At 68.7% G+C, this 20,142-nt stretch carries 20 protein-coding genes; 9 read left to right on the top strand and 11 right to left on the bottom strand.

Going from position 1 to position 20,142, the window contains the following annotated elements:
• Positions 1 to 2: 2 nt before the first annotated feature.
• Genes RBB34_RS02680 through RBB34_RS02665 form a run of 4 tightly spaced genes read left to right on the top strand, consistent with a single transcriptional unit; the run spans position 3 to position 3,158 of the window.
• Positions 3 to 326, top strand: coding sequence for a UxaA family hydrolase (locus RBB34_RS02680; protein WP_306117648.1), 324 nt, complete (start codon positions 3 to 5; stop codon positions 324 to 326).
• Positions 323 to 1,516 (top strand): UxaA family hydrolase, encoded by a 1,194-nt coding sequence (locus tag RBB34_RS02675; protein ID WP_306117647.1) that lies wholly within the window; start codon positions 323 to 325, stop codon positions 1,514 to 1,516. The genes RBB34_RS02680 and RBB34_RS02675 overlap by 4 nt, the downstream gene beginning before the upstream one ends.
• 12 nt (positions 1,517 to 1,528) lie before the next feature.
• On the top strand, positions 1,529 to 2,266 hold the full coding sequence (locus RBB34_RS02670) for an SDR family oxidoreductase (protein ID WP_306117646.1): 738 nt from the start codon (positions 1,529 to 1,531) through the stop codon (positions 2,264 to 2,266).
• Between the two features lie 28 nt (positions 2,267 to 2,294).
• Positions 2,295 to 3,158: an amidohydrolase family protein gene (locus RBB34_RS02665; protein ID WP_306117645.1), complete on the top strand. Its 864-nt coding sequence runs from the start codon at positions 2,295 to 2,297 to the stop codon at positions 3,156 to 3,158.
• Positions 3,159 to 3,227: 69 nt separating this feature from the next.
• Here RBB34_RS02665 and RBB34_RS02660 read toward each other — a convergent pair whose 3' ends face one another.
• Positions 3,228 to 3,521 carry a PepSY domain-containing protein gene (locus RBB34_RS02660; protein ID WP_306117644.1) on the bottom strand — a complete coding sequence of 98 codons (294 nt, stop codon included), beginning with the start codon at positions 3,519 to 3,521 and terminating at the stop codon, positions 3,228 to 3,230.
• A 126-nt stretch (positions 3,522 to 3,647) separates the two neighbouring features.
• Between RBB34_RS02660 and RBB34_RS02655 the strand changes: the two genes are divergently transcribed.
• The 3 genes from RBB34_RS02655 to RBB34_RS02645 are packed head-to-tail and all read left to right on the top strand — an operon-like array spanning position 3,648 to position 6,000.
• Complete coding sequence (locus tag RBB34_RS02655) at positions 3,648 to 3,995, top strand: PepSY domain-containing protein (protein ID WP_306117643.1); 348 nt, start codon at positions 3,648 to 3,650, stop codon at positions 3,993 to 3,995.
• Positions 3,995 to 4,660, top strand: a complete 666-nt coding sequence (locus tag RBB34_RS02650) for a response regulator transcription factor (RefSeq protein WP_306117642.1) — start codon at positions 3,995 to 3,997, stop codon at positions 4,658 to 4,660. The genes RBB34_RS02655 and RBB34_RS02650 overlap by 1 nt, the downstream gene beginning before the upstream one ends.
• Positions 4,657 to 6,000 carry a HAMP domain-containing sensor histidine kinase gene (locus RBB34_RS02645; RefSeq protein WP_306117641.1) on the top strand — a complete coding sequence of 448 codons (1,344 nt, stop codon included), beginning with the start codon at positions 4,657 to 4,659 and terminating at the stop codon, positions 5,998 to 6,000. The genes RBB34_RS02650 and RBB34_RS02645 overlap by 4 nt, the downstream gene beginning before the upstream one ends.
• A gap of 55 nt (positions 6,001 to 6,055) precedes the next feature.
• Here RBB34_RS02645 and RBB34_RS02640 read toward each other — a convergent pair whose 3' ends face one another.
• The 10 genes from RBB34_RS02640 to RBB34_RS02595 are packed head-to-tail and all read right to left on the bottom strand — an operon-like array spanning position 6,056 to position 17,235.
• A complete protein-coding gene (locus RBB34_RS02640; protein WP_306117640.1) occupies positions 6,056 to 7,024 on the bottom strand; it encodes an ABC transporter ATP-binding protein in 969 nt (322 codons plus the stop codon).
• Positions 7,021 to 8,037, bottom strand: a complete 1,017-nt coding sequence (locus RBB34_RS02635) for an ABC transporter ATP-binding protein (RefSeq protein ID WP_306117639.1) — start codon at positions 8,035 to 8,037, stop codon at positions 7,021 to 7,023. Before RBB34_RS02635 ends, RBB34_RS02640 begins: the two co-directional genes overlap by 4 nt.
• On the bottom strand, positions 8,034 to 9,425 hold the full coding sequence (locus RBB34_RS02630) for a dihydroorotase family protein (protein WP_306117638.1): 1,392 nt from the start codon (positions 9,423 to 9,425) through the stop codon (positions 8,034 to 8,036). The genes RBB34_RS02635 and RBB34_RS02630 overlap by 4 nt, the downstream gene beginning before the upstream one ends.
• Positions 9,422 to 10,846 (bottom strand): hypothetical protein, encoded by a 1,425-nt coding sequence (locus tag RBB34_RS02625; protein WP_306117637.1) that lies wholly within the window; start codon positions 10,844 to 10,846, stop codon positions 9,422 to 9,424. The genes RBB34_RS02630 and RBB34_RS02625 overlap by 4 nt, the downstream gene beginning before the upstream one ends.
• A complete protein-coding gene (locus RBB34_RS02620) occupies positions 10,843 to 12,021 on the bottom strand; it encodes a pyridoxal phosphate-dependent aminotransferase (RefSeq protein ID WP_306117636.1) in 1,179 nt (392 codons plus the stop codon). Before RBB34_RS02620 ends, RBB34_RS02625 begins: the two co-directional genes overlap by 4 nt.
• Entirely contained in the window at positions 12,018 to 13,238 is a 1,221-nt protein-coding gene (locus tag RBB34_RS02615) for an amidohydrolase family protein (RefSeq protein ID WP_306117635.1), read from the bottom strand. The genes RBB34_RS02620 and RBB34_RS02615 overlap by 4 nt, the downstream gene beginning before the upstream one ends.
• A gap of 11 nt (positions 13,239 to 13,249) precedes the next feature.
• The gene (locus RBB34_RS02610; protein ID WP_306117634.1) at positions 13,250 to 14,398 is read right to left on the bottom strand and encodes a Xaa-Pro peptidase family protein; all 1,149 of its coding nucleotides are present in this window, start codon (positions 14,396 to 14,398) and stop codon (positions 13,250 to 13,252) included.
• Positions 14,395 to 15,474 carry an Ldh family oxidoreductase gene (locus RBB34_RS02605; protein WP_306117633.1) on the bottom strand — a complete coding sequence of 360 codons (1,080 nt, stop codon included), beginning with the start codon at positions 15,472 to 15,474 and terminating at the stop codon, positions 14,395 to 14,397. The genes RBB34_RS02610 and RBB34_RS02605 overlap by 4 nt, the downstream gene beginning before the upstream one ends.
• 4 nt (positions 15,475 to 15,478) lie before the next feature.
• Entirely contained in the window at positions 15,479 to 16,369 is an 891-nt protein-coding gene (locus RBB34_RS02600) for a DUF4438 domain-containing protein (protein ID WP_306117632.1), read from the bottom strand.
• Complete coding sequence (locus RBB34_RS02595) at positions 16,366 to 17,235, bottom strand: DUF4438 domain-containing protein (RefSeq protein WP_306117631.1); 870 nt, start codon at positions 17,233 to 17,235, stop codon at positions 16,366 to 16,368. Before RBB34_RS02595 ends, RBB34_RS02600 begins: the two co-directional genes overlap by 4 nt.
• Before the next feature lie 188 nt (positions 17,236 to 17,423).
• Between RBB34_RS02595 and RBB34_RS02590 the strand changes: the two genes are divergently transcribed.
• Entirely contained in the window at positions 17,424 to 18,944 is a 1,521-nt protein-coding gene (locus RBB34_RS02590) for a carboxypeptidase M32 (protein WP_306117630.1), read from the top strand.
• Between the two features lie 3 nt (positions 18,945 to 18,947).
• Positions 18,948 to 20,135 (top strand): pyridoxal phosphate-dependent aminotransferase, encoded by a 1,188-nt coding sequence (locus tag RBB34_RS02585; protein ID WP_306117629.1) that lies wholly within the window; start codon positions 18,948 to 18,950, stop codon positions 20,133 to 20,135.
• Positions 20,136 to 20,142: the final 7 nt, after the last annotated feature.

The raw sequence follows: 20,142 nt of genomic DNA, 5'->3' as shown, positions 1-20,142 counted from the left end.
AGGTGACCGACGAGACCGACAATCGCCTGCTGCTGCTTGCTCCGCAGGACAACGTCTATGTCCTGCGCGACCAGATCGAGGCGGGCGAGACGATCATGGTCGAAGGGCGGCGCATCGCCGTTCCCCGGCGCATCGGTCTCGGCCACAAGCTGGCGCGGGCGGCGATCGCGCCGGGCGACAAGGTGCTCAAATACGGCGCGCCCATCGGCTCGGCGACCGCGCCGATCGGCCTGGGCGAGCATGTGCACACCCACAACGTGAAGAGCGACTACACGCCGACCTATACGCTCGACGAGGCCAGACGCGAACATGGAGACGCGCAATGACCGCGATCATGGGGTTTCAGCGCGCCGACGGCCGCAAGGGCATCCGCAACATCGTCGCGGTCGCCTATCTGGTCGAATGCGCCCACCACGTCGCCAGCCGCATCGTCGCGCCGACGCCCGAGCAGGCCCATGTGATCGGCTTTCCGGGCTGTTTTCCCAATGACTACGCCCAGCGCATGATGGAGCGGCTGTGCACGCATCCCAATGTCGGCGCGGTGCTGCTGGTCTCGCTCGGTTGCGAGAGCTTCAACCGGTACCAGCTCGAACAGGTGGTACGCGACAGCGGAAGACCGGTCGAAACGCTGATCATCCAGCGCGACGGCGGCACGCGCGCGACCATCGAGAAGGGCCAGGCCTTCGTTGCCCGCGCGATCGAGCAAGTCGAAGCCGTCCGCCGTGTGCCGATGGATGTCTCCGATCTCGTCATCGGCACGGTCTGCGGCGGCTCGGACGGGACTTCGGGCATATCCGGCAATCCCGCCGTCGGCCGCGCTTTCGACCGCTTCGTCGCCGAGGGCGCCACCTGCATCTTCGAGGAGACCGGCGAACTGATCGGCTGCGAGGATATCATGGCCGCGCGCGCCGCAACGCCGGCGCTTGCCGCCGAACTGCGCACCTCGGTCGACAAGGCCGCGCGCTACTACGCAACGCTCGGCTATGGCAGCTTCGCCTCGGGAAACGCCGATGGCGGGCTGACCACCATCGAGGAGAAGTCGATGGGCGCCTACGCCAAGTCCGGCCAGTCGCCCATTTCCGGCCTGATCAAGCCCGGCGACATTCCGCCCGGGGGCGGGCTCTACCTGATGGACGTCGTGCCAGACGGCGAGGTGCGCTTCGGTTTCCCCAACATCTCCGACAATGCCGAGATCGTCGAGATGATGGCCTCGGGGGTACACATGACCCTGTTCGTCACCGGCCGCGGCTCGGTGGTCGGCTCCGCGCTGGCGCCGGTGATCAAGATCGCCGCCAACCCGCACATGTACGAGCGCCTGTCCGAGGACATGGACGTCAATGCCGGGCGCATCATTTCGGGCAGCGCCACGCTCGACGAGATCGGCGCGGAGATCCACGATCTGGTGCTGCGCGTCGCCGGCGGCGAGCCGACGAAATCCGAAGAGCTCGGTCACACCGAGTTCATCCTGACCTACAAGAGCTTCGAGCCCATCGGCCCGAGCTGCCTGCCCGTTTGAGGACGATCATCCATGGCACGACTTGAAGGAAAACGCTGCTTCGTCACCGCCGCCGGCCAGGGCATCGGCCGCGCCTCGGCGCTCGCGATGAAGGCCGAGGGCGCCGAGGTGATCGCCACCGACATCAACGAGGCCGCGCTCGCCGATCTGGCCGCGCAGGGCCTTCGGACCCGGCTGCTCGACGTGCGCGACCCGGACGCGATTGCGGCCGCCGCCAGCGATGCCGGCCATATCGATGTGTTGTTCAACTGCGCCGGCTATGTTGCCGGCGGCACCATCCTCGATTGCGACGAGGACCAGTGGGCGTTTTCGGTCGACCTCAACGTCACCGCCATGTACCGGATGATCCGCGCCTTCCTGCCCGCCATGATCGAGGCCGGCGGCGCCTCCATCATCAACATGTCCTCGGTCGCCTCCTCGGTCATCGCCGCGCCCAACCGCTTCGTCTACGGCGCCACAAAGGCGGCCGTGATCGGCATCACCAAGTCGGTCGCCGCCGATTTCGTCACCAGGGGCATCCGCTGCAACGCCATCTGCCCGGGCACGGTGGAAAGCCCCTCGCTCGACGAGCGGCTTGCCGCCACCGGCGACTACGAGGCGGCGCGCGCCGCCTTCGTCGCGCGCCAGCCCATCGGCCGCATCGGCAAGCCCGAGGAGATCGCCGCGCTGGTCGTCTATCTGGCCTCCGACGAATCGGCCTACACGACCGGCATCGCTCATGTCATCGATGGCGGCTGGTCGAACGTGTGAAACCTGGCCGTTCGCAAGGGAGGACACCATGACGATATCGCTGCTCGACACCCATCAGCACCTGATCTACCCCGACCGCTTCGGTTACGACTGGGCGGCCGGCATCGACGTGCTTGCCGGCAAGGCGTTCACCATCGAGGACTACGAGACGCTGACCGAGGGCCTCGGCGTCGCCGCCACGCTGTTCATGGAGGTCGATGTCGATGGCGACCAGCGCTTCGCCGAGTCCGACTTCATCGCCGAACTGTCGCGCGATCCGGCGAACAGGCTGATTGGCCAGATCGCCGCCATCCGCCCCGAGCGCGACGAGGGCTTCGATGCCGAACTCGAGCGTGCCGACGCGCTGGGCATTGTCGGTTTCCGCCGGGTGCTGCACGTTGTCGACGACGCCATGTCGCAATCCGACACCTTCCGCGACAACATCCGCAAGATCGGGGCGGCCAACAAGGTCTACGACATCTGCGTCGCCGCCCGTCAGCTGCCGATCGCGCTCGACCTTGCCCGGGCCTGCGACAACACGACGCTCGTCATCGACCATTGCGGCGTGCCCGACATCGCCGGCGGCGCGCTCGACCCCTGGCGCGGCGACATGGCCAATCTCGCCGCCCTGCCCCATGTGAACTGCAAGCTTTCGGGCATCCTCGCCTATACTGCGCCGGGAAGCGGCAGCTACGAGACCGTCAGGCCCTGGGTCGACCATGTGCTTGAGGTCTTCGGCCCCGACCGCATCGTCTGGGGCAGCGACTGGCCGGTGGTCGACATGGGCGCTGACCTGCCCACCTGGATCGCGGTGACGCGGCGGATCCTGGGCGGCCTGTCGGACAGCGAGGCGACCGCCATCGCAAACGCCAGCGCCCAGCGCATCTACGGCGTGAGCCTGCCCGCCGCCTGAACCGTCGAGGATCGTCGTCTTCCGACGTGCTCGGCCGTGCCCGGCGATCACCGGGCACGGCCTGGTGCCTCAGTCGTCATATTCGCGTTCCAGGAACGCCCCGGTGACCGGGTGCACATCGGCATCGATCTTCCGGCCCTTGTCGTCGATCAGCTCGACATCGTAATAGCGGTCATCGACCTCGATCTCGCGGATGCGGTAGCCGTCGCCCTCGAGCTTGGCGGCAAGTTCGGCGATGCTCATCCATTCCTCGCGCGGGGGCACGGACCTATTGCCGTCGTCGTCCGATGCCCAGGCGACGCCGGCAAGGGCTCCCGCGGCGATGGTGGCGGACAGCAAGGACAGCGTGATGGCACGGTTCATGATCGTTTCTCCTCTTTCGTGTGCGGCTTGGGCCGCGTTGACGAAGCGCTTTTGCACCAGCCCCGCTGATGGCTCCCTGACGGGCCGTGTCAGCCAATTGTCAGCGGCCGCGTCGTAGGCAGGCCCATGCGCGCGCTCCTCATCCCGCTCCTCGCCCTTGCACTGGCCGGCCCGGCGCTGGCCGACGGCGATCACGAGCGCGCCCTTGACGCCGTCGAACGTGGCCAGGCGCTGCCGCTGGCCGAAATCCTCGCCATCGTCGACGATCGTTATGGCGGGCGGGTCATCGAAGTGGCGTTCGAGCGCGACGACGGCCGCTATGTCTACGAACTGGAACTGGTCGATCGCGCCGGCCGGCTGTTCGAGGTCTATCTCGACGCCAGCACCGGTGCGGTCATCGAGCAAGAGCGCGAAGACGCCTATGACGACGATGACGATCACGGTGATCACGATGACGACGAAGACCGGGACTGATGCGCGCGCTCGTCGTCGAGGATGATGGGCGGATCGCCGCCGACCTTCGGGCCGCTCTGGGCGCGGCCGGCTTTCTCGTCGAGACATGCGCCGACGGCGAGCAGGCCTGGTTCCTGGGCGACACCGAGGACTATGCGCTGATCGTGCTTGATCTCGGCCTGCCGGGCATGGACGGGCTGAGCGTGCTCAAGCGCTGGCGTTCGGCGGGCCGCCAGGTGCCCGTGCTGGTGCTGACCGCGCGCGGGGCCTGGATGGAGCGCGTGGAGGGCATCGAGGCCGGCGCGGACGACTATCTTCCCAAGCCGTTCCGCATGGAGGAACTGGTGGCCCGGGCCCGCGCGCTGGTGCGCCGGGCCGCCGGCCACAGCGGCGCGATCCAGACGGTGGGCGCGTTGACCCTCGACACCAACCGCATGAGCGTTGCCGTGCGCGGCGTTCCGGTGAAGGTGACCGCGCTCGAATACCGCCTGCTCGCCTATCTGGCGCTCAACCGGGATCGCGTGATCGCGCCGGGCGAACTGCTCGAACACCTTTACGGCGACGATGACGCGCGCGAGGCAAACGCCCTGGAAGCGGTGATCGCCCGGCTGCGGCGCAAGCTCGGCCCCGGCATCATCGCGACCCGCCGCGGCTTCGGCTATCATCTGGACGGAGCAGCCGCTTGACCGGCCTTTCGCTGCGCTGGCGGCTCGTGACGGCCGGCGCCGCCGCGGTGGTCATTGCCCTGGGGCTGGCCGCCGCCGGCCTGACCGCGCTGTTCGCCGGCCATGTCGAGCGCCGCGCGCTGGCCGAACTGCAAGTCCATCTCGACCAGGTGATCGCCGGGCTCGCCACCGATCCGTCCGGTGCGCTCCGGCAAGCGACGCCGCCCGCCGATCCGCGCTTCCGGCGGCCCTATGGCGGCCTTTACTGGCAGATCGCCGCGGGCGACCGGCTGCTGCGCTCGCGCTCGCTATGGGACGTCCGGCTCGACCTGCCCGCCGACGAACTGGCCGACCAGGCCGCCCATGCGCACCGCATCGCCGGTCCCGACGGTGCCGAACTGCTGACGCTCGAGCGCAGCGTCGCCCTGCCCGCCCGGCTGGGCGGGGGCACGGCACGCGCCGCCGTGGCCATGGATGCCGCCGAGCTCCGGGCGGCGCGCAACGCCTTCCTCGCCGACATGGCGCCCTATCTTGGCCTGCTCGCCCTGGCGCTGATCCTGGCCGGCTGGGCCCAGGTCGGCGTCGGCCTGAGGCCGCTCGACCGGATCGGCGCGCGCATCGCCGCGATCCGCTCGGGCCGCACCGAGCGCGTCGGCGACGACTGGCCGGTCGAGGTTCGCCCGCTCGCCGTCGAACTCGACGCGCTGCTCGCCGCGCGCGAGGCCGACATCGCCCGCGCCCGCGCCCGCGCCGGCGATCTGGCCCACGGCCTGAAGACACCCCTGCAGGCGCTGCTCGGCGAAGCGCGCCGGCTCGCCGAGGCCGGGCAGGACCGGCGCGCCGAGGGCATCGAGGCGATCGCGCGCGCCATGCAGCGCCATGTCGACCGCGAACTGGCCCGCGCGCGCCTCGCCGCCAAGGCCGCCGGGGCGCGCTCGGACGCCGCCGAAGTGTGCCGGCGCGTCATTGCCGTGGTCCGTCGCACGCCCGACGGCGAGGCCCTGACCTGGCACTGCGCGGCGCCGGACGACGGCGCCCCGGCTGCGATCGATGCCGCCGACCTGGCCGAGGCGCTGGGCGCGCTCGCCGAGAACGCGGCGCGCCACGCCGTCGCCGGCGTCACCGTCACGGTCGAGGCCATGGACGACACGGTGGCCGTCACCGTCGCCGATGACGGCCCCGGCATCGCCGGAGACCGGCTCGCCACGATCACCGGACGCGGCGTCCGGCTCGACCAGAGCGGCGACGGGCTCGGCCTTGCCATCGCCAGCGACATCGCCGAGGCGGCCGGCGGGGCGCTGGCGCTGGAAAACCGGTCGCCGGGCCTTGCCGCGCGGCTGACCCTGCCGGCGGCGCGGTGATCGCCGCAAGGACCCGCGGCGACCCCGGCCGGCGAACACGGTCAAAGGCCCGACGCTACGTCGTCAGGTGACAGGCGCTGTAGTGATCCGGGCCGATCTTCTTGAGTTCGGGCACCTTTTGCGCGCAGATGTCGACCGCGCGCGGGCAGCGCGTGCGGAAGACGCATCCCGACGGCGGATCGATCGGGCTCGGAATGTCGCCCTTGAGCACGACGCGCTTCCTGCGCCGGCCCGGCCGGGGCACCGGCACCGCCGACAGCAGCGCCTCGGTATAGGGGTGGTTGGGGCGCGCATACAGCGTTTCGGCCGGCGCGATCTCCATCACCCGGCCCAGATACATCACCACCACGCGGTCGCAGATGTGCTCGACCACGGCCAGGTCGTGGGCGATGAACAGCATCGTCAGGTTGAGCCGTTGCTTGAGGTCTTCGAGCAGGTTGACGACCTGCGCCTGGATCGACACGTCAAGCGCCGAGACCGGCTCGTCGGCCACCAGGAACTCCGGATCGACGGCCAGCGCCCGGGCGATGCCGATGCGCTGGCGCTGCCCGCCGGAGAACTCGTGCGGAAAACGGTCCAGATAGTCCGCCGACAGCCCCACCTGTTCGAGCAGCTCGACCGTGCGCCCCTCCCGGCTCGCGGGCTCGCCGATATTGTGCAGGTGCAGCGCATGGCCGATCAGCGTGCGGATCTTCTCGCGCGGGTTCAGGCTCGCATAGGGGTCCTGGAAGATGATCTGCATGCGCTTGCGGTAGCGCCGCAATTCGGGCTTGCTCAGGCCCAGAATGTCGGTGCCGTCGAACTCGATGCTGCCGGCGGTCGCCTGTTCGAGGCGCAGCAGCAGCCGGCCGACCGTGGTCTTGCCCGAGCCGCTCTCGCCGACAAGGCCCAGCACTTCGCCGCGGCGGATGGTGAAGTCGACGCCATTGACGGCCTTGACGTGGTTGACGACCCGATTGAGCACGCCGCCCCGGATCGGGAAGTGCTTGGTCAGGTCCTTGACCCGCATCAGTTGTGCGGTCATGCCGGGATCCTCTCGGCCAGTTCGAGTTCCTTCCAGCGCAGGCAGCGTACCTGCCGGCCCGCTCCGATGGCGTCCAGTTCGGGCAGGGTCTCGATGCAGCGCTGCTGCACATGGGCGCATCGCGACGAAAACCGGCACCCCCTGGGCAACTCCGAAAGGGACGGCACCTGCCCCGGAATGGTCTGCAGCGGCCCCTTGCCGCGCGAAGCGCCAAGCTGCGGGATCGAGCCCATCAGCCCCGCCGTATAGGGCATGCGCGGACGTTCGAAGATGTCCTCGACCGGCCCGCTCTCGACGATCTGGCTGGCATACATGACGACCACGCGGTCGGCCATCTCGGCGACCACGCCCAGATCGTGCGTGATGAAGACGATTGCCATGCCCAATTCGGCCTGAAGATCCTTCATCAGTTCGAGGATCTGCGCCTGGATGGTGACATCGAGCGCGGTCGTGGGCTCGTCGGCGATGAGCAGGCTGGGCCGGCACGCCAGCGCCATGGCGATCATGGCGCGCTGGCGCATGCCGCCCGACATCTGGTGGGGATAGTTGCGCGCCCTGCGGCGCGGCTCGGGAATGCCCACCAGCGCCAGCATTTCGACGGCGCGTTCATGCGCCTTGCTGCGGCCGAGATTCTCGTGCTCGATCAGCACCTCGGAGATCTGGTCGCCAATGGTGTGCACCGGGTTCAGGCTGGTCATCGGCTCCTGGAAGATCATGCCGATCTCCTTGCCGCGCACGGCCCGCATCTGCGCTTCGCGCAGGCGCGTCAGTTCGCGCCCGCGCAGCCTTATCGAGCCGCCGGTGATGCTGCCGATGCCGGCCGGCAGAAGCCGCATGATCGACAGGCTGGTGACCGACTTGCCCGAGCCGCTCTCGCCGACGATGGCCAGCGTTTCGCCCGCGCCAACGCTGAAACTGACACCGTCGACGGCAACGATCCTCAGACTGCCGCCGAGCGTGAAGGTGGTCTGAAGATCGGTGACCTCCAGCAGCGGGGGAGACGGATCGGTCATGGTGTTCTCTCCTGCATTCGGTGTGGCCTGACGAAGCGGCCAAGGCCCGCCTCGCCCCTCAGGCGCCCGTCCCAGACGGTGCGCCCGGCGACGAGCGTGCGCGCGATCCGGCCGCCAAGGCTGATCCCGTGCGACAGGCGCGCCACATCGCGCGCCGCCGTCATCATGCGCGCCGCGTCGATCTCGGTCCTGCCGGCAAGGTCGACGAGCACGATATCGGCCTGCGCGCCGGGCACAAGCCTTCCCTTTTCGTCCAGTGCGAACCGGTCGGCGGCCGCGCCGGCGACGAGCCGGACCGCTTCGGCGAGCGTCAGCCGGCCCTCGGCGACACCGTCGAGCATCGTCGGCAGCAGCACCTCGAGCCCCGGATGCCCCGGCGGAGCGGCGAGGAAATCGCCCTCATGGGCGGCCTTTTCGGCGGCGGCGAAGGCGGCGTGGTCGGTCGTCACGTGAGCGATCGTGCCGTCGGCAAGCGCCTCCCAAAGCGCCTGCCGGTCCGCTTCGCCGCGCACCGGCGGGTTGATCTTGCCGCACACGCCGACGCGGTCGACGTCCGCGCGCGTATGGCGCAGATAATGCGGGCAGGTCTCGGCCGAAACGTCCGAACTGCCGGCAAAGCGCCGCAGCACGTCCAGGGTCGCGGCCGATGTCACATGGGCGATGTGCAGCTTCGCGCCGGCGTCGATGTTCAGCGTCAGCAACTGTGCCACGGCGAGCGCCTCGGCCAGCGCCGGCCGCGCCGCCTCGTGCGTTGCCGCGCGCGCCCGGTCGAGCGTTTCGGCCTCGGTGGCGGCGCGCGCCAGCAATTGCGGATGCTCGGCATGCACCACCACCGGCAGGCCGGTGCGGGCCGCCAGTTCGAGCACCCGCCGCTGATCGGCCGCGTCGGGCCAGGCAAGCCCGTCGAACTCCCGGTGCCGGCCCGGCGGGGCGGGCGTGGTGAAGATCTTCAGCGCCACGACGCCAGCTTCTGCCAGCGCGTCGAACGCCGCCTCGGTCAATGCGCGCGGAGCGGCATAAAGGGCGAAATCGACATGGGCATGCCGGGCGAAGTGGTCGCGGCGCATCGCCACCTGCGCCGGCGTGTTGCAGCACGGATCGGTGATCGGCATCTCGAACACGGTCGTCACGCCGCCCGCCGCGCACGCCGCCGTCTCCGAGCGCACCGTGGCCCGCTCGGGGAAGGCCGGCGCGCGGATGTGGCAATGAATGTCGATCGCCCCGGGCAGCACGTGCAGACCGCGCGCATCGATCGTCTCGGCCGCCGTGACCGGGTCATCGGGCTCGGCGATGCCGGCGATGCGGCCGTCGCGCAGGACGAGCGTGCCGGGCCGCACGCCATCGGGCCCGACGATCGTCCCGCCGGCTATCGCCGTATCGGCCGTCATTTCAGCCCCAGTTCGCTCAGCGCCGCGGCGACGCCGTCAAGATGCGTCAGATGCATCGAGGCGTAGTTGGGCGAAAGCACGACGCCGTGCCCGCCCGCCCGATAGGTGGCGTGCACCGACCGATAGGCGATGTCGGCGGTCATCCTGGCGGTATCGGGCCGCGAGCGCGGCGCATCGACGCCAATGCCCATATAGACCCGCGCCTTGCCCTGGACGCCGCGCAGCGCGTCGACGCACTGGCCGTGAACGTATGTGTCCGGATCCATGCCGGCCCGAACGATCTCATCGAACGGCGCTTCGTTCAGGCCCAGAATGCGGAACAGGGCCGTGGTCGCCTCGCCCGGCTCGAAGTCGCGCAGGATCGTCTTGCGGAAGAAGGACAGCTCCTTCGCCCACACCTCGCCCGCCTGATGCTGATAGGTGATCGGCTTGACGTAGTCGGCATGGAGCGTCTGTTCGGCCCACGGCCACTGCGCCCTGCGCAACAGGTTGAAATGGTTCCGGTTCCACACATTAAGCCCGAACGGCAGCTCCGGCTTGCACCACTTGACGAGCCCGTAGAGTTCGCGGTCGAGATCCTTGTTGCGGGTCAGCCAGAACTTCTCCCAGACCAGCGCTTCGGGATTGTCGAACAGCGTGCGCAGGAAGGTGATCAGCGTGCCGTCGGCAAAAAGCTTGCCGGCAGCGGCCTCCTGACAGAAGTCGTAAAGGCGCAGCATCGCCTGCCGGCAGGCCTCGACATCGATGCCCCGTTCCATCGCCTCGCGCCGCGCGGGCGCGGAGAAGTCGCCCGGGCAGCCGCCCTGAATGAGCGTGTCGAGCGGCGAGTTGCGCTCGTTGCACCACATCACGCCGTCGATGTCGTGATTGCGCACCTGATCCTCGATCATCGAATGGATCCAGCGCCGATAGCCCGGGTTCGATGTCGACGGCTCGCCGCCGAGCCGGCCCAGCGCGTCGATCTCCATGGCCTGCGGCAGCGTCGGGATCTCCACCGCCGCCGCCGAGCCGTGCCCGGCATATTTGAAGAACGGCTCCATCAGCTCGACATAGACCTTCATGCCGCGCGCATGCGCCTGGTCGAGGACCATCTTCAGGATGTCCTTGCCGGCGAATTCGGGATCGCGCGAGCGGTAGTCAGCCATGAAGGTGTCGCGATAGTAGCGCGGATCGGGGTCGAAATAGGCCCCGCCCTTCATCTGGTAGGGCTCGGGCACGCCATGGTCGGGCCAGCCGTCCAGTTCATGGCTGATCGACCGTCCCGACTTCAGCCCCAGCCACGACACCGTGCCGAGCATCAGCACGTTGACGCCGACCCGGTCGCGCAGCGTGTCGAGCACGGTGTCGACGCCCTCGTCGATGAAGCTGATCGGGCTGATCTGGATGCCGACGAACTTGTCCATGGGCTCGGGCCGGGTCATGCCGCATTCCTCGCGGTCCTGGCGAAGGCGGCGATGCGGTCCATTGCCTCCATGATCCTGGGCAGCGGCTGCAGATAGCTGACGCGGATGTAATCGTCGCTTTCGTCGCCGAAAAGCGCGCCGGGGAACACCATGACGCCGGTCTCGCGCAGCAGCCGTTCGCAGAAGTCCGGCGCGGCCATGCCGGTCGAGGACACGTTGACATAGATGTAGAACGCACCGCCGGGATGGCCGTAGCTGAAACCGGCTTCGTCGAGCGCCGGCATCAGCCAGTCGCGGCGGGCGCGATATTCGGCGAGCATGGCCTCGATCGGCTCCTGCGGTCCGTTCAGTGCGGCGAGCGCGGCATGCTGGCTGATCGTGCAGGTGTTGATCGACAGCGTGTGCCGCGGCTCGGTCATCGGCGCAACGAAATCGTCCGGCGCCGCCAGATAACCCACGCGCCAGCCGGTCATCGCATAGGTCTTGGAAAAGCCGTTCAGCGTGACGGTGCGCTCGCGCATGCCCGGCAGCGTGGCGATGGAAAGATGCGTGTTGGGCGCATAGATCATCCGGGCGTAGATCTCGTCGGAGATGACCACGAGGTCGTGCCTGACCGCAAGTTCGGCAATCTGCTCGATCACCTCGGGCGGGGTCACCGCGCCGGTCGGATTGTTCGGTGTGACCAGCACGAACATGCGCGTGCGGTCCGTGATCCGCTTTTCGATCTCGCCGGCATCCAGGGCGAAATCGTGCCTTTCGAAGGTCGGCACCGGCACCGGCACGCCGCCGCACAACCGCACCGCCGTATCGTAGGTGGTAAAGCGCGGCGAGGTGAGCAGCACCTCGTCGCCCGCCCCGATCAGGCCGAGCATGGCGAGCATGATCGATTCCTGCACGCCGGCGGTCACCACGATCTCCTGGGCGCCGTAGTCGAGCCCGTAGCTGGCCGCCATATCGCCGGCGATCGCCTCGCGCAGCGCCGGCAGGCCCGTTGGCCCGGTATAGTGATGGGCGTTGGCGTCGAGCGCGGCCTTGGCCGCCTCGACGATATGGGCGGGCGTGTGGAAATCGGGATCGCCGCGTCCCATGGCGATGACGTCGCTCATGCCCGCGGCGATCGACAGCATGCGCGTGCGATAGGATTCGTCCTGGCCGACGATGCGGCCGTTGATGCGGTTCGCGATCAGGCTCATCCGTGCATCCTCCGCCCGGCGACATAGGTCATGCGGACCCGCTCGAGCGCGAACAGGTCCTCGTCGGGCTTGCCGTCGACGACGATCAGATCGGCGTCCTTGCCCGCCTCGAGCGTGCCGATCCGGTCGTCCATCCGCGACACGCGCGCCGCGCGGATGGTGATGGCCGCCAGCGCGTCCATGGCGTCCGGACACACGCCGATGCGGACCATGAAGTCGAGTTCGGGCGCCACCACATCGTGCTCGACCGCAGGGCTGCCCGCATCGGTGCCGAAGACGATCGGCACGCCGGCGCTTGCGGCGTTCTTCAGCCCCTCGAACCGGCCGGGATCGGCGACCGCCTTCTGCCGCTCGGCGATCTTCCATTCGGGAATGCCGAAGCTGCGCGCGATGTCGGGCTGGGATTGCTGGACGAGCGGCGCGAACGTCGTCACCACGGGCAGCTTCCTGTCGAGCAGCACCCTTATCGTTTCCTGGGACATCGAGCCGCCATGCTCGATGCAGTCGATGCCGAATTCGGCGACACGCCTGATGCAGGCATCGTATGTGGCGTGCGCCGTGATCGGCAGATTGTTGCGATGGGCCTCGTCGATCACCGCGTGCAGTTCCTCGTCGGTGAATTCGAGCGTGTCGTGGCACGCCATGATCTTGATCAGGTCGGCCCCGCCTTTGACCTGTTCGCGCACGGCGCGGCGCATCTCGTCGGCGCCCGAGGCCTCCCGGCACACCCAGTAGGTGTGGCCGCCGGTCTGGATGATGGCCGCCCCGGACACCTTCAGCCGAGGGCCGGGAAAGATGCCCTGCGCCACCGCCTGCTTGGAGAACAGGTTCATGTCGTGAAAGCCCAGATCCCGCACCATGGTGATGCCGGCGCGCAGCGATTTGAGCATGTTGCCGGCTGCCTTGAAGGCCGAGATCGGCCGCGGATCGTCCATGGACTGGCGGGCGAGATCGTGGATGCCGTCCCAGTTCAGATGGGCGTGGCTGTTGATCATGCCGGGCATGATGGTGCCGCCGGTTTCGGTCACCGTGCCCGGCGGCAGGTCGGCGCGGCGGCCGACGGCCGCGATCGTGCCGTCTGCGATGTGCACGAAGCCGTCTTCGATGACCTCCCCTGCCATCGTCAGAACGCGCCCCGCCAGAATGCGGTCCTCGACCGGCGGGTCGAACATCGGCTTGGTGATCTTCTGGTAGTGCCAGGCGGCGGGTTCGGGCATCGGGCTCCTCCTCAGGCGGCGATGATGCGGGTTTCGATGGGGTGATCGGTCTGGAACCGGCTGGCGGTCTGCACGCCGGTCTCGGTAACGATGAGCGTTTCGATGGTGCGCCAGCCATCGATGCCGGGCCGGTAGACCCCCGGCTCGCAGGAAAACACCATGCCGGGGGCGGCCGGCGTCGGGTCGCCGGGCGCGAGCCAGGGCGCCTCGTGGCCCTCCACGCCCATGCCGTGGCCGATCCTGTGCCGGATCGCCTCGCCAAGCCCGGCCGCCCGGATCGGCGCCAGCGCCGCCTCGTTGACCTGCGCGCAGGGCAGGCCCCGGGCCAGCGCGGCCCGCGTCGCCGCATTGGCCTGCTCCATGGCGTCCATCACGCGGCGCTGGTCCTCGCCGATGGCGCCGCAGACCAGCGTGACGCCGCTTTCGGCGTGGTAGCCGCCCAGCGAACAGCCGATACCGGCGATGACCGGCTCGCCCGGCCGGGGCGTTCGCGCCAGCACCGTGCCGTGCGGCAACGCCGCGCGCGGGCCCGAATGCACCGAGGCGGTGATGCCCATCCCGGTGCCCTGAAAGGCCGCCCCATGGGTTGCCTCGAGCGCGGCACGGGCATGGCCGGTGGCATCGGCCATCAGGTCGCGTTCGGTGCCGCCCTGCGCGATGATGTCGGCGCCGTTTGCGAACAGCCGCTCGAGCACCATGTCGGCGAACCGTGCCGCCTCGCGCACGAGCGCAAGCTCCTCGGCATGCTTGACGGCGCGTTCGGCCAGCACGTGATCGGTCAGATCGATGTCGGCGAGCGCGCGCGCGGCATCGAGCAGCCGCGCATCGAGCGCGTCGATGCCGATATGGCGGGCACCGGCGCGCCGGATCATCCACAGCACCGGCGGCTCCTCGCCGGGGAACTCCGGATAGGTTTCGACCGCAACGCCGGGCAGGTCGGCGGCGTTCTCGCGTTCCAGATGCGGCACCAGCATCACCGGCTCGCCCTCGACCGGAAGCCACAGCCCCATCGGCCGCTCATTGACCGAAAAGTGCCAGCCCGACGCATAGGCCAGGTTGCCCGGCTGCACGATGAGCAGACCGTCGAGCCCGGCCGCCTCGGCCCGCCCGCGCAGCCGGTTGCGGACCGTGTCGCGGAATTCGGGCGGCAGCGGCGTCACAGTGCCCGGTCCGTATAGGGGCCGACGACCTCGATGCGGCTTGAAAGGCCAAGTTCCTCGCCGAGCGCCTGCAGGTCGGCCAGCACCGCATCGTCGAGCGGCACGCCATGCGCGCTCTTGCGCGCCGCGCGGCGCGCCTCCTGTTCGCCGGGCAGCAGGATCTCGTCGAAACCCGGCCGCAACGCGCGCGACTTGACCATCTGCGCAAAGTCGTCCATGCGCCGCCGGAACGCCTCCAGCGGCATGAACCAGCCGATGTCGATGGCCGTCAGCGTGTGGCTGACATCGAGCCGCGCCTGATCGGCATAGGGCGTCAGGCCATAGCCGCCGCCGCCGATGACGCCGGTCAGCACATCGGTCATGAACGCAAGGCCATAGCCCTTGTAGGTGCCGATGCCCAGCAGCGCGCCGGCCATGGCCGCCTGTGGGTCGTCGGTCTCGTGCCCTTCCGGTGTCAGCGCCCAGTCGCGCGGCATGGGTCGGCCCTCGCGCGCATGCCATTGCATCATGCCCTTGCCGGCCGTCGTCAGGGCGATGTCGAGGACGACCGGAAAGCCAAGACCGGTCGGCGCGGCGATGCCCCACGGATTGGTGCCTACCGCGCCTTCCCGTCCGCCCCATGGCGCCATTTCCGGCCCGGCATTGGTGAAGCTGACGCCGATGCAGCCGGCCTCGACCGCCTGGCAGGCATGCACCGCGCTGGAGCCGTAATGGGTCGAGTTGCGCACGACCACCTGGCCGATGCCGCAATCCCTGGCCTTGTCGATGGCGATGCGCATCGCCTTGGCGGCGGCCACGGTGCCGATGCCGTTATGGGCATCCACCAGCGCCAGCGCCGGGCTCTGCTTGACGATCTCGAAGGGCGCGGCGACATCGACCAGCCCTTCGCTGATGCGCTCGTGATAGCGGCGCAGCCGCCGCACACCCTGGCCGTGGCCGGGATGAAAGCGCAGTTCGGAGAAGATCAGCGCATCGGCGAAGATCCGAGCGTCCTCGGGCGAAAGGCCGAGCGCGGCAAACCCTTCGACCATGAAGGCGCCCAGGCTGTCGCGGGTGACCGAGGTCATCGCAATCATCGCCTTACGCCTCCAGCGCCAGCAGGTCGGCGATGTTGGCCTTGGCCTCGGTGAAGCTCGAAAGCCGGCCCTCGGGCGCGGTCATCACCACGACGATGCCCGGCCCGTAGCCGGCCCGCGGCCCGTCGGTCGCGCAGACCACGCCGATCGCGCAGGCATCGCGCAGATAGCCGTGATTGTACCGGCTGTCGGTGTCGCGCAGCGCGACGACATCGCCAAGCCGCAGCCGGTCGAGCCCATGCTCGGCGACAAGCGCGCGATCGGTCGACTGCATGTGGATGCTACCGCCTTCCGATGTCAGGCCGAGACCGGCGCCGACCAGATGCGGCGGGATTTCGGCGACGACGCCCACCTCGAGGCGCCCGGCGGCCTCCCGAATCGGCAGCCTGGCCAGCAAATCCGGCGAAAGGCCCTTGAGCCGGATCTGCGGATGCCCGTCGAGCGCGAGCCCCACGCCCTCGGCGCGGATGACGATCTGGTCGCCCACGGCCATCGCCTCGCGCGCAGCCCTGGGGAAATGCACGATCACCTGTTCGGAGAACCGGCCCGACTTGCCCGTGACGACACCTTTCGCCCCGGCCGCCTGGCCGGTCATCACCTTCGCGCGGTTGCCCAGGCAGGCGTATACGTTCAGGCCGCGATTGCCGTTGTCCTCGCCATAGCGGATCGACACGCCCGGATGCACGCAATCGGCCGCCCAGCCAAAGGCCGGATCGCCCACGGACACGTTGTAGACGATGCCGCCATAGGTCGGCAGCAGGAAGGGCGAGCCGTCGGCGGCGAGCCGGTAGGGTTCGGCCGGCAGGCCCGGAAAGCCGGGATGGGCGATGTTTCCGGCAACGGACACCGCGACCAGGTCGTCGGCATTGGTTGCGAGCGTGTGTGCGGCGGTCATTGCGCGCTCCCGATATTCAGCGTCTTTGCGATGTTGGCATCGGCGTCGATGTCGAAGTTCAGCTTTTCGGCCGGCCCGGTGATCAGCGTCAGGATGCCGGGCCCGTGGCCGGTCATGATCGAATCGCCGTGGATGCAGATGCAGATCGCCACCCAGCCCTCGCGATAGGAGCGGCCATAGCGGTGATCGACATTGCGGATGGCGATCAGGTCGCCGAGGCGCATCCGGTCGATGCCCAGATCGGCCATCAGGGCGCGGTCGCCGGACATCAGGTCCTGATCGACGAATTCGGCGTTCAGTTCGGCGCCCGAGCCCATGATTCGCGCCGGCAGTTCCATCGCCACCGGACACACGATCTGCCCGTTTTCCTCGCGCAGCCCGAACGCCTCGGCCAGCGCCGGGCTGGTCTTCTTGAATTCCAGTTCGGGATGATCGAGCAGCCGCACGCCGCGCCCCTTCGTGCGGATCTGGACCGTGTCGCCGACGGTCAGGTCCTCGAGCGCCTCGGGCGGGAAATCGACCAGCAGCCGCGCGTGTTCGCCGGTCACGATGCCCCTGGCGCCGCGCGCCAGCCCGCTGACCACCTCGGCCTCGTTGCCGATGCAGGTCAGATAGTGCAGCGCGAAGTCGGCCTGCTGGTCCGCATTGGCGATGGCCACGCCGGGCTCGACATGATCGCCCGCCCAGCCGAAGGCGCGATCACCAACGCGTGCATTGTAGGCAATGCCGAACATGCCCGGCAGCACGGCGGCACGGCCGTCGGGCCAGTGCAGATAGGCGCCCTGTCGCATGGCTGGCTGGCTCACCTGGCCGGTCACGGCCATCTCCACCAGCGCGTTGAAATTCCACCGCAATACTCCCTCCATGGTTCCTCCTGCACGCCCCTGCATGCCGTTGCGGCTGCCGTTGCGTAACCCGCCGGCCAAGCCGCTTGACAATGCCGGGCGATGTGAACGATAGTCCGTTTGTCGATTGTCGACAACCGACAATTTACAGCGCGTTTCGTCAAGGGCGCCGGCCGCGTCGGGCGCCGCCAAGGGAGGGTTCAGGCAGTATGGGTTATGCAGCGTTCCTCGAACGGATGGGGCAGGTCAACGATATCCTGAACGCCAAATCGGTGCTGAGCTGGGACGCGCGCACCATGATGCCGCGCGGCGGCGCCGAAACCCGCGCCAAGCAGCTCGCCACCCTGTCGGTTCTGGCCCGCGATCATCTGGTCGCCGACGAAACGCGCAGCCTGCTCGACGCCGCCGAGGCCGAGACCGCCGGCCTTGACGAGGATACCGTCGAGCGGACCATGTGCGCCCAGGTGCGCGAGGCCATCGACTACCATTTGCGCATTCCCGCCGAACTGGTGCGCCGCCGCGCCGAGACCGGCTCGATCGGCCAGGAGGTCTGGGCGAAGGCGCGCGCCGAGGACGACTTTGCCGCCTTTGCCCCGGTGCTCGAGGACACGATCGCGCTCAACCGCGAAATGGCCGAGCATATCGGCTATGACGGCCATCCCTATGACGCGCTCATGTACCGCTTCGAGCCCGGCGAGACCGTACAGTCGCTCAAGCCGCTGTTCGAGGCGCTGCGCACCGCACTGCTGCCGCTGCTGCGCAAGGTCGGCGAGACAGAGGGGCCGGACGTCGGCTTCCTGCGTCAGCCGTTTCCGGTCGACGAGCAACTCGCCTTCGGCCTGAAGATGGCCGCCCGGCTGGGTTACGATCTCGATCGCGGCCGGCTCGACACGACGGTGCACCCCTTCGAGATCTCGTTCACCCGCAACGATGTGCGCATCACCACGCGCATCAACGAGACCTGGATGCCGATGAGCCTGTTCGGCTCGCTGCACGAGGCCGGCCATGCGCTTTACGAGCAGTACTGCGATCCCGCCTATACGCGCACGCCGCTGGCGACCGATCTGGTCGGCCTTTACGCCGTCGCCGGCGTCAGCTTCGGCGCCCATGAGAGCCAGTCGCGCCTGTTCGAGAACCAGGTCGGCCGCAGCCGCGAGTTCTGGGAGCTCAACTTCGCCGATGCCAGGAACGCCTTTCCCGAACAGCTCGCCGGCATCGATGCCGAGACGTTCTGGCGCGCGGTCAACCGCGTCGAACCCGGATTCATACGCGTCGAGGCGGACGAGCTGACCTATGACTTCCACATCATGCTGCGCGTCGAGATCGAGGCCGCGCTGATCGACGGCAGCCTGAAGGTGGCCGACCTGCCCCAGGCCTGGAATGCCAAGGTCAGGGAGTATCTGGGTCTCGATGTGCCCAGCGACGCGCTCGGCGTCCTGCAGGACGTGCACTGGTCGTCCGGGCAGGTGGGCACCTTCTGCAACTACACGATCGGCAATGTGATGGCCGGCCAGCTCTACGAGGCCGCGCGCAAGGACAATGCCGTCGCCGACGGGCTTGCGGTGGGCAATTACGTACCGCTGCGCGAATGGATGACCGAGCACATCCACCGTCACGGTCGCCGCTACGGCCGCAACGAATTGCTGCGCCGCGCCACCGGCCGCGAACTCGATCCGGCGCCCTACATCGCGCACCTGACCAGCAAGTATTCCGAGATCTACGGGGTCTGACCGATGCAGGACAACGCCGACCGCCTGGCCAAGCGCCTCAAGCTCAAGGATGCGCATCTGATCACGCGCATGGCCGACATCGCCGAGGGGCTCGACGACGTCATCCGCCTCGGCCGCGGCGATCCCGACCTCGACACGCCCGACCACATCATCAGGGCCGGCCAGGAGGCGCTGGCCAACGGCGCCACCCATTACACCCATCCGCTGGGCATTCCGGCGCTGCGCCAGGCGATCGCCGCCGACATCGCCACCCATGGCGGCGCGCACTATGCGCCCGAGAACATCGTCGTCACGCCCGGCGGCCAGCAGGCCATGTTCGTCATCGCGCTGGGCCTGCTCGATCCGGGCGACGAGATCCTCGTGCCCTGCCCCGGCTACAACCCCTATCACCAGGCGGCCGAACTGGCCGAGGCGAAGCTGGTCAACATCAACACCACGATCAAGACCAACTTCACCATCACCGCCGAGATGGTGCGCGCCCACATCACCCCGAGATCGAAGATCCTGGTGCTGATCAACCCCAACAACCCCACCGGCACGGTGATCCCGCCCGACGAGGTGGCCCGCATCTGCGCGGTGGCGCGCGACAACGACCTGATCGTGGTTTCCGACGAGATCTATGCGCGCCTGACCTATGGCAACAACACGGTCCAGCCGGTGGCCGCGCTGCCCGGCATGTTCGAGCGCACCATAACACTGTCCGGCTTGTCCAAGGCCTATGCGATGACCGGCTGGCGCGTGGGCTATTTCGCGGGCCCGCCGGACCTCGTGCCGGCCCTCGCCGAGATCAATCACGCCTTTGCCATCTCGACCGCCGCGGTCAGCCAGCACGCCGCGCTCGCCGCCCTGACCGGATCGCAGGACTGCGTCGAGCAGATGCGCCAGACCTATGACGCGCGCCGCCGTGCGCTGTGCGACGGCCTTTCGCGGCTCGGCATTCCGCATGCCGAACCGCAGGGCGCCTTTTACGTCTATGCCGACGTTTCCGTGACCGGCGTGCCCGCCAGCGCGTTCTGCCAGCGCCTTCTCGCCGACGGCCGGGTGATGATCTATCCGGGCATCATCTATGGCGACCACACCGACGACTATGTCCGCCTGTCGCTGACCCAGCCCGTCCCGCGAATCAACGAAGCGATCGAACGCATGAAGCAGGTGGTCGACGCCATTCGTGCCGAGACCCGTGCCGCCTGAGAGGAAG

This window comes from Roseitalea sp. MMSF_3546 (assembly GCF_030732865.1).
In the GTDB taxonomy this organism is placed as follows: Bacteria; Pseudomonadota; Alphaproteobacteria; order Rhizobiales; family Rhizobiaceae; genus Roseitalea.
This window is presented reverse-complemented; position numbering and strand designations above follow the sequence as displayed.

What these genes read in the sequence shown, in the direction of transcription:
- RBB34_RS02650 (WP_306117642.1), top strand. Translation starts at nt 3,995, where the DNA reads ATGCGCGCGCTCGTCGTCGAGGATGATGGGCGGATCGCCGCCGACCTT.
- RBB34_RS02675 (WP_306117647.1), top strand. Translation starts at nt 323, where the DNA reads ATGACCGCGATCATGGGGTTTCAGCGCGCCGACGGCCGCAAGGGCATC.
- RBB34_RS02625 (WP_306117637.1), bottom strand. Translation starts at nt 10,846, where the DNA reads ATGACCCGGCCCGAGCCCATGGACAAGTTCGTCGGCATCCAGATCAGC.
- RBB34_RS02660 (WP_306117644.1), bottom strand. Translation starts at nt 3,521, where the DNA reads ATGAACCGTGCCATCACGCTGTCCTTGCTGTCCGCCACCATCGCCGCG.
- RBB34_RS02640 (WP_306117640.1), bottom strand. Translation starts at nt 7,024, where the DNA reads ATGACCGCACAACTGATGCGGGTCAAGGACCTGACCAAGCACTTCCCG.
- RBB34_RS02630 (WP_306117638.1), bottom strand. Translation starts at nt 9,425, where the DNA reads ATGACGGCCGATACGGCGATAGCCGGCGGGACGATCGTCGGGCCCGAT.
- RBB34_RS02635 (WP_306117639.1), bottom strand. Translation starts at nt 8,037, where the DNA reads ATGACCGATCCGTCTCCCCCGCTGCTGGAGGTCACCGATCTTCAGACC.
- RBB34_RS02665 (WP_306117645.1), top strand. Translation starts at nt 2,295, where the DNA reads ATGACGATATCGCTGCTCGACACCCATCAGCACCTGATCTACCCCGAC.
- RBB34_RS02585 (WP_306117629.1), top strand. Translation starts at nt 18,948, where the DNA reads ATGCAGGACAACGCCGACCGCCTGGCCAAGCGCCTCAAGCTCAAGGAT.
- RBB34_RS02605 (WP_306117633.1), bottom strand. Translation starts at nt 15,474, where the DNA reads ATGATTGCGATGACCTCGGTCACCCGCGACAGCCTGGGCGCCTTCATG.
- RBB34_RS02590 (WP_306117630.1), top strand. Translation starts at nt 17,424, where the DNA reads ATGGGTTATGCAGCGTTCCTCGAACGGATGGGGCAGGTCAACGATATC.
- RBB34_RS02595 (WP_306117631.1), bottom strand. Translation starts at nt 17,235, where the DNA reads ATGGAGGGAGTATTGCGGTGGAATTTCAACGCGCTGGTGGAGATGGCC.
- RBB34_RS02655 (WP_306117643.1), top strand. Translation starts at nt 3,648, where the DNA reads ATGCGCGCGCTCCTCATCCCGCTCCTCGCCCTTGCACTGGCCGGCCCG.
- RBB34_RS02670 (WP_306117646.1), top strand. Translation starts at nt 1,529, where the DNA reads ATGGCACGACTTGAAGGAAAACGCTGCTTCGTCACCGCCGCCGGCCAG.
- RBB34_RS02600 (WP_306117632.1), bottom strand. Translation starts at nt 16,369, where the DNA reads ATGACCGCCGCACACACGCTCGCAACCAATGCCGACGACCTGGTCGCG.
- RBB34_RS02620 (WP_306117636.1), bottom strand. Translation starts at nt 12,021, where the DNA reads ATGAGCCTGATCGCGAACCGCATCAACGGCCGCATCGTCGGCCAGGAC.
- RBB34_RS02615 (WP_306117635.1), bottom strand. Translation starts at nt 13,238, where the DNA reads ATGCCCGAACCCGCCGCCTGGCACTACCAGAAGATCACCAAGCCGATG.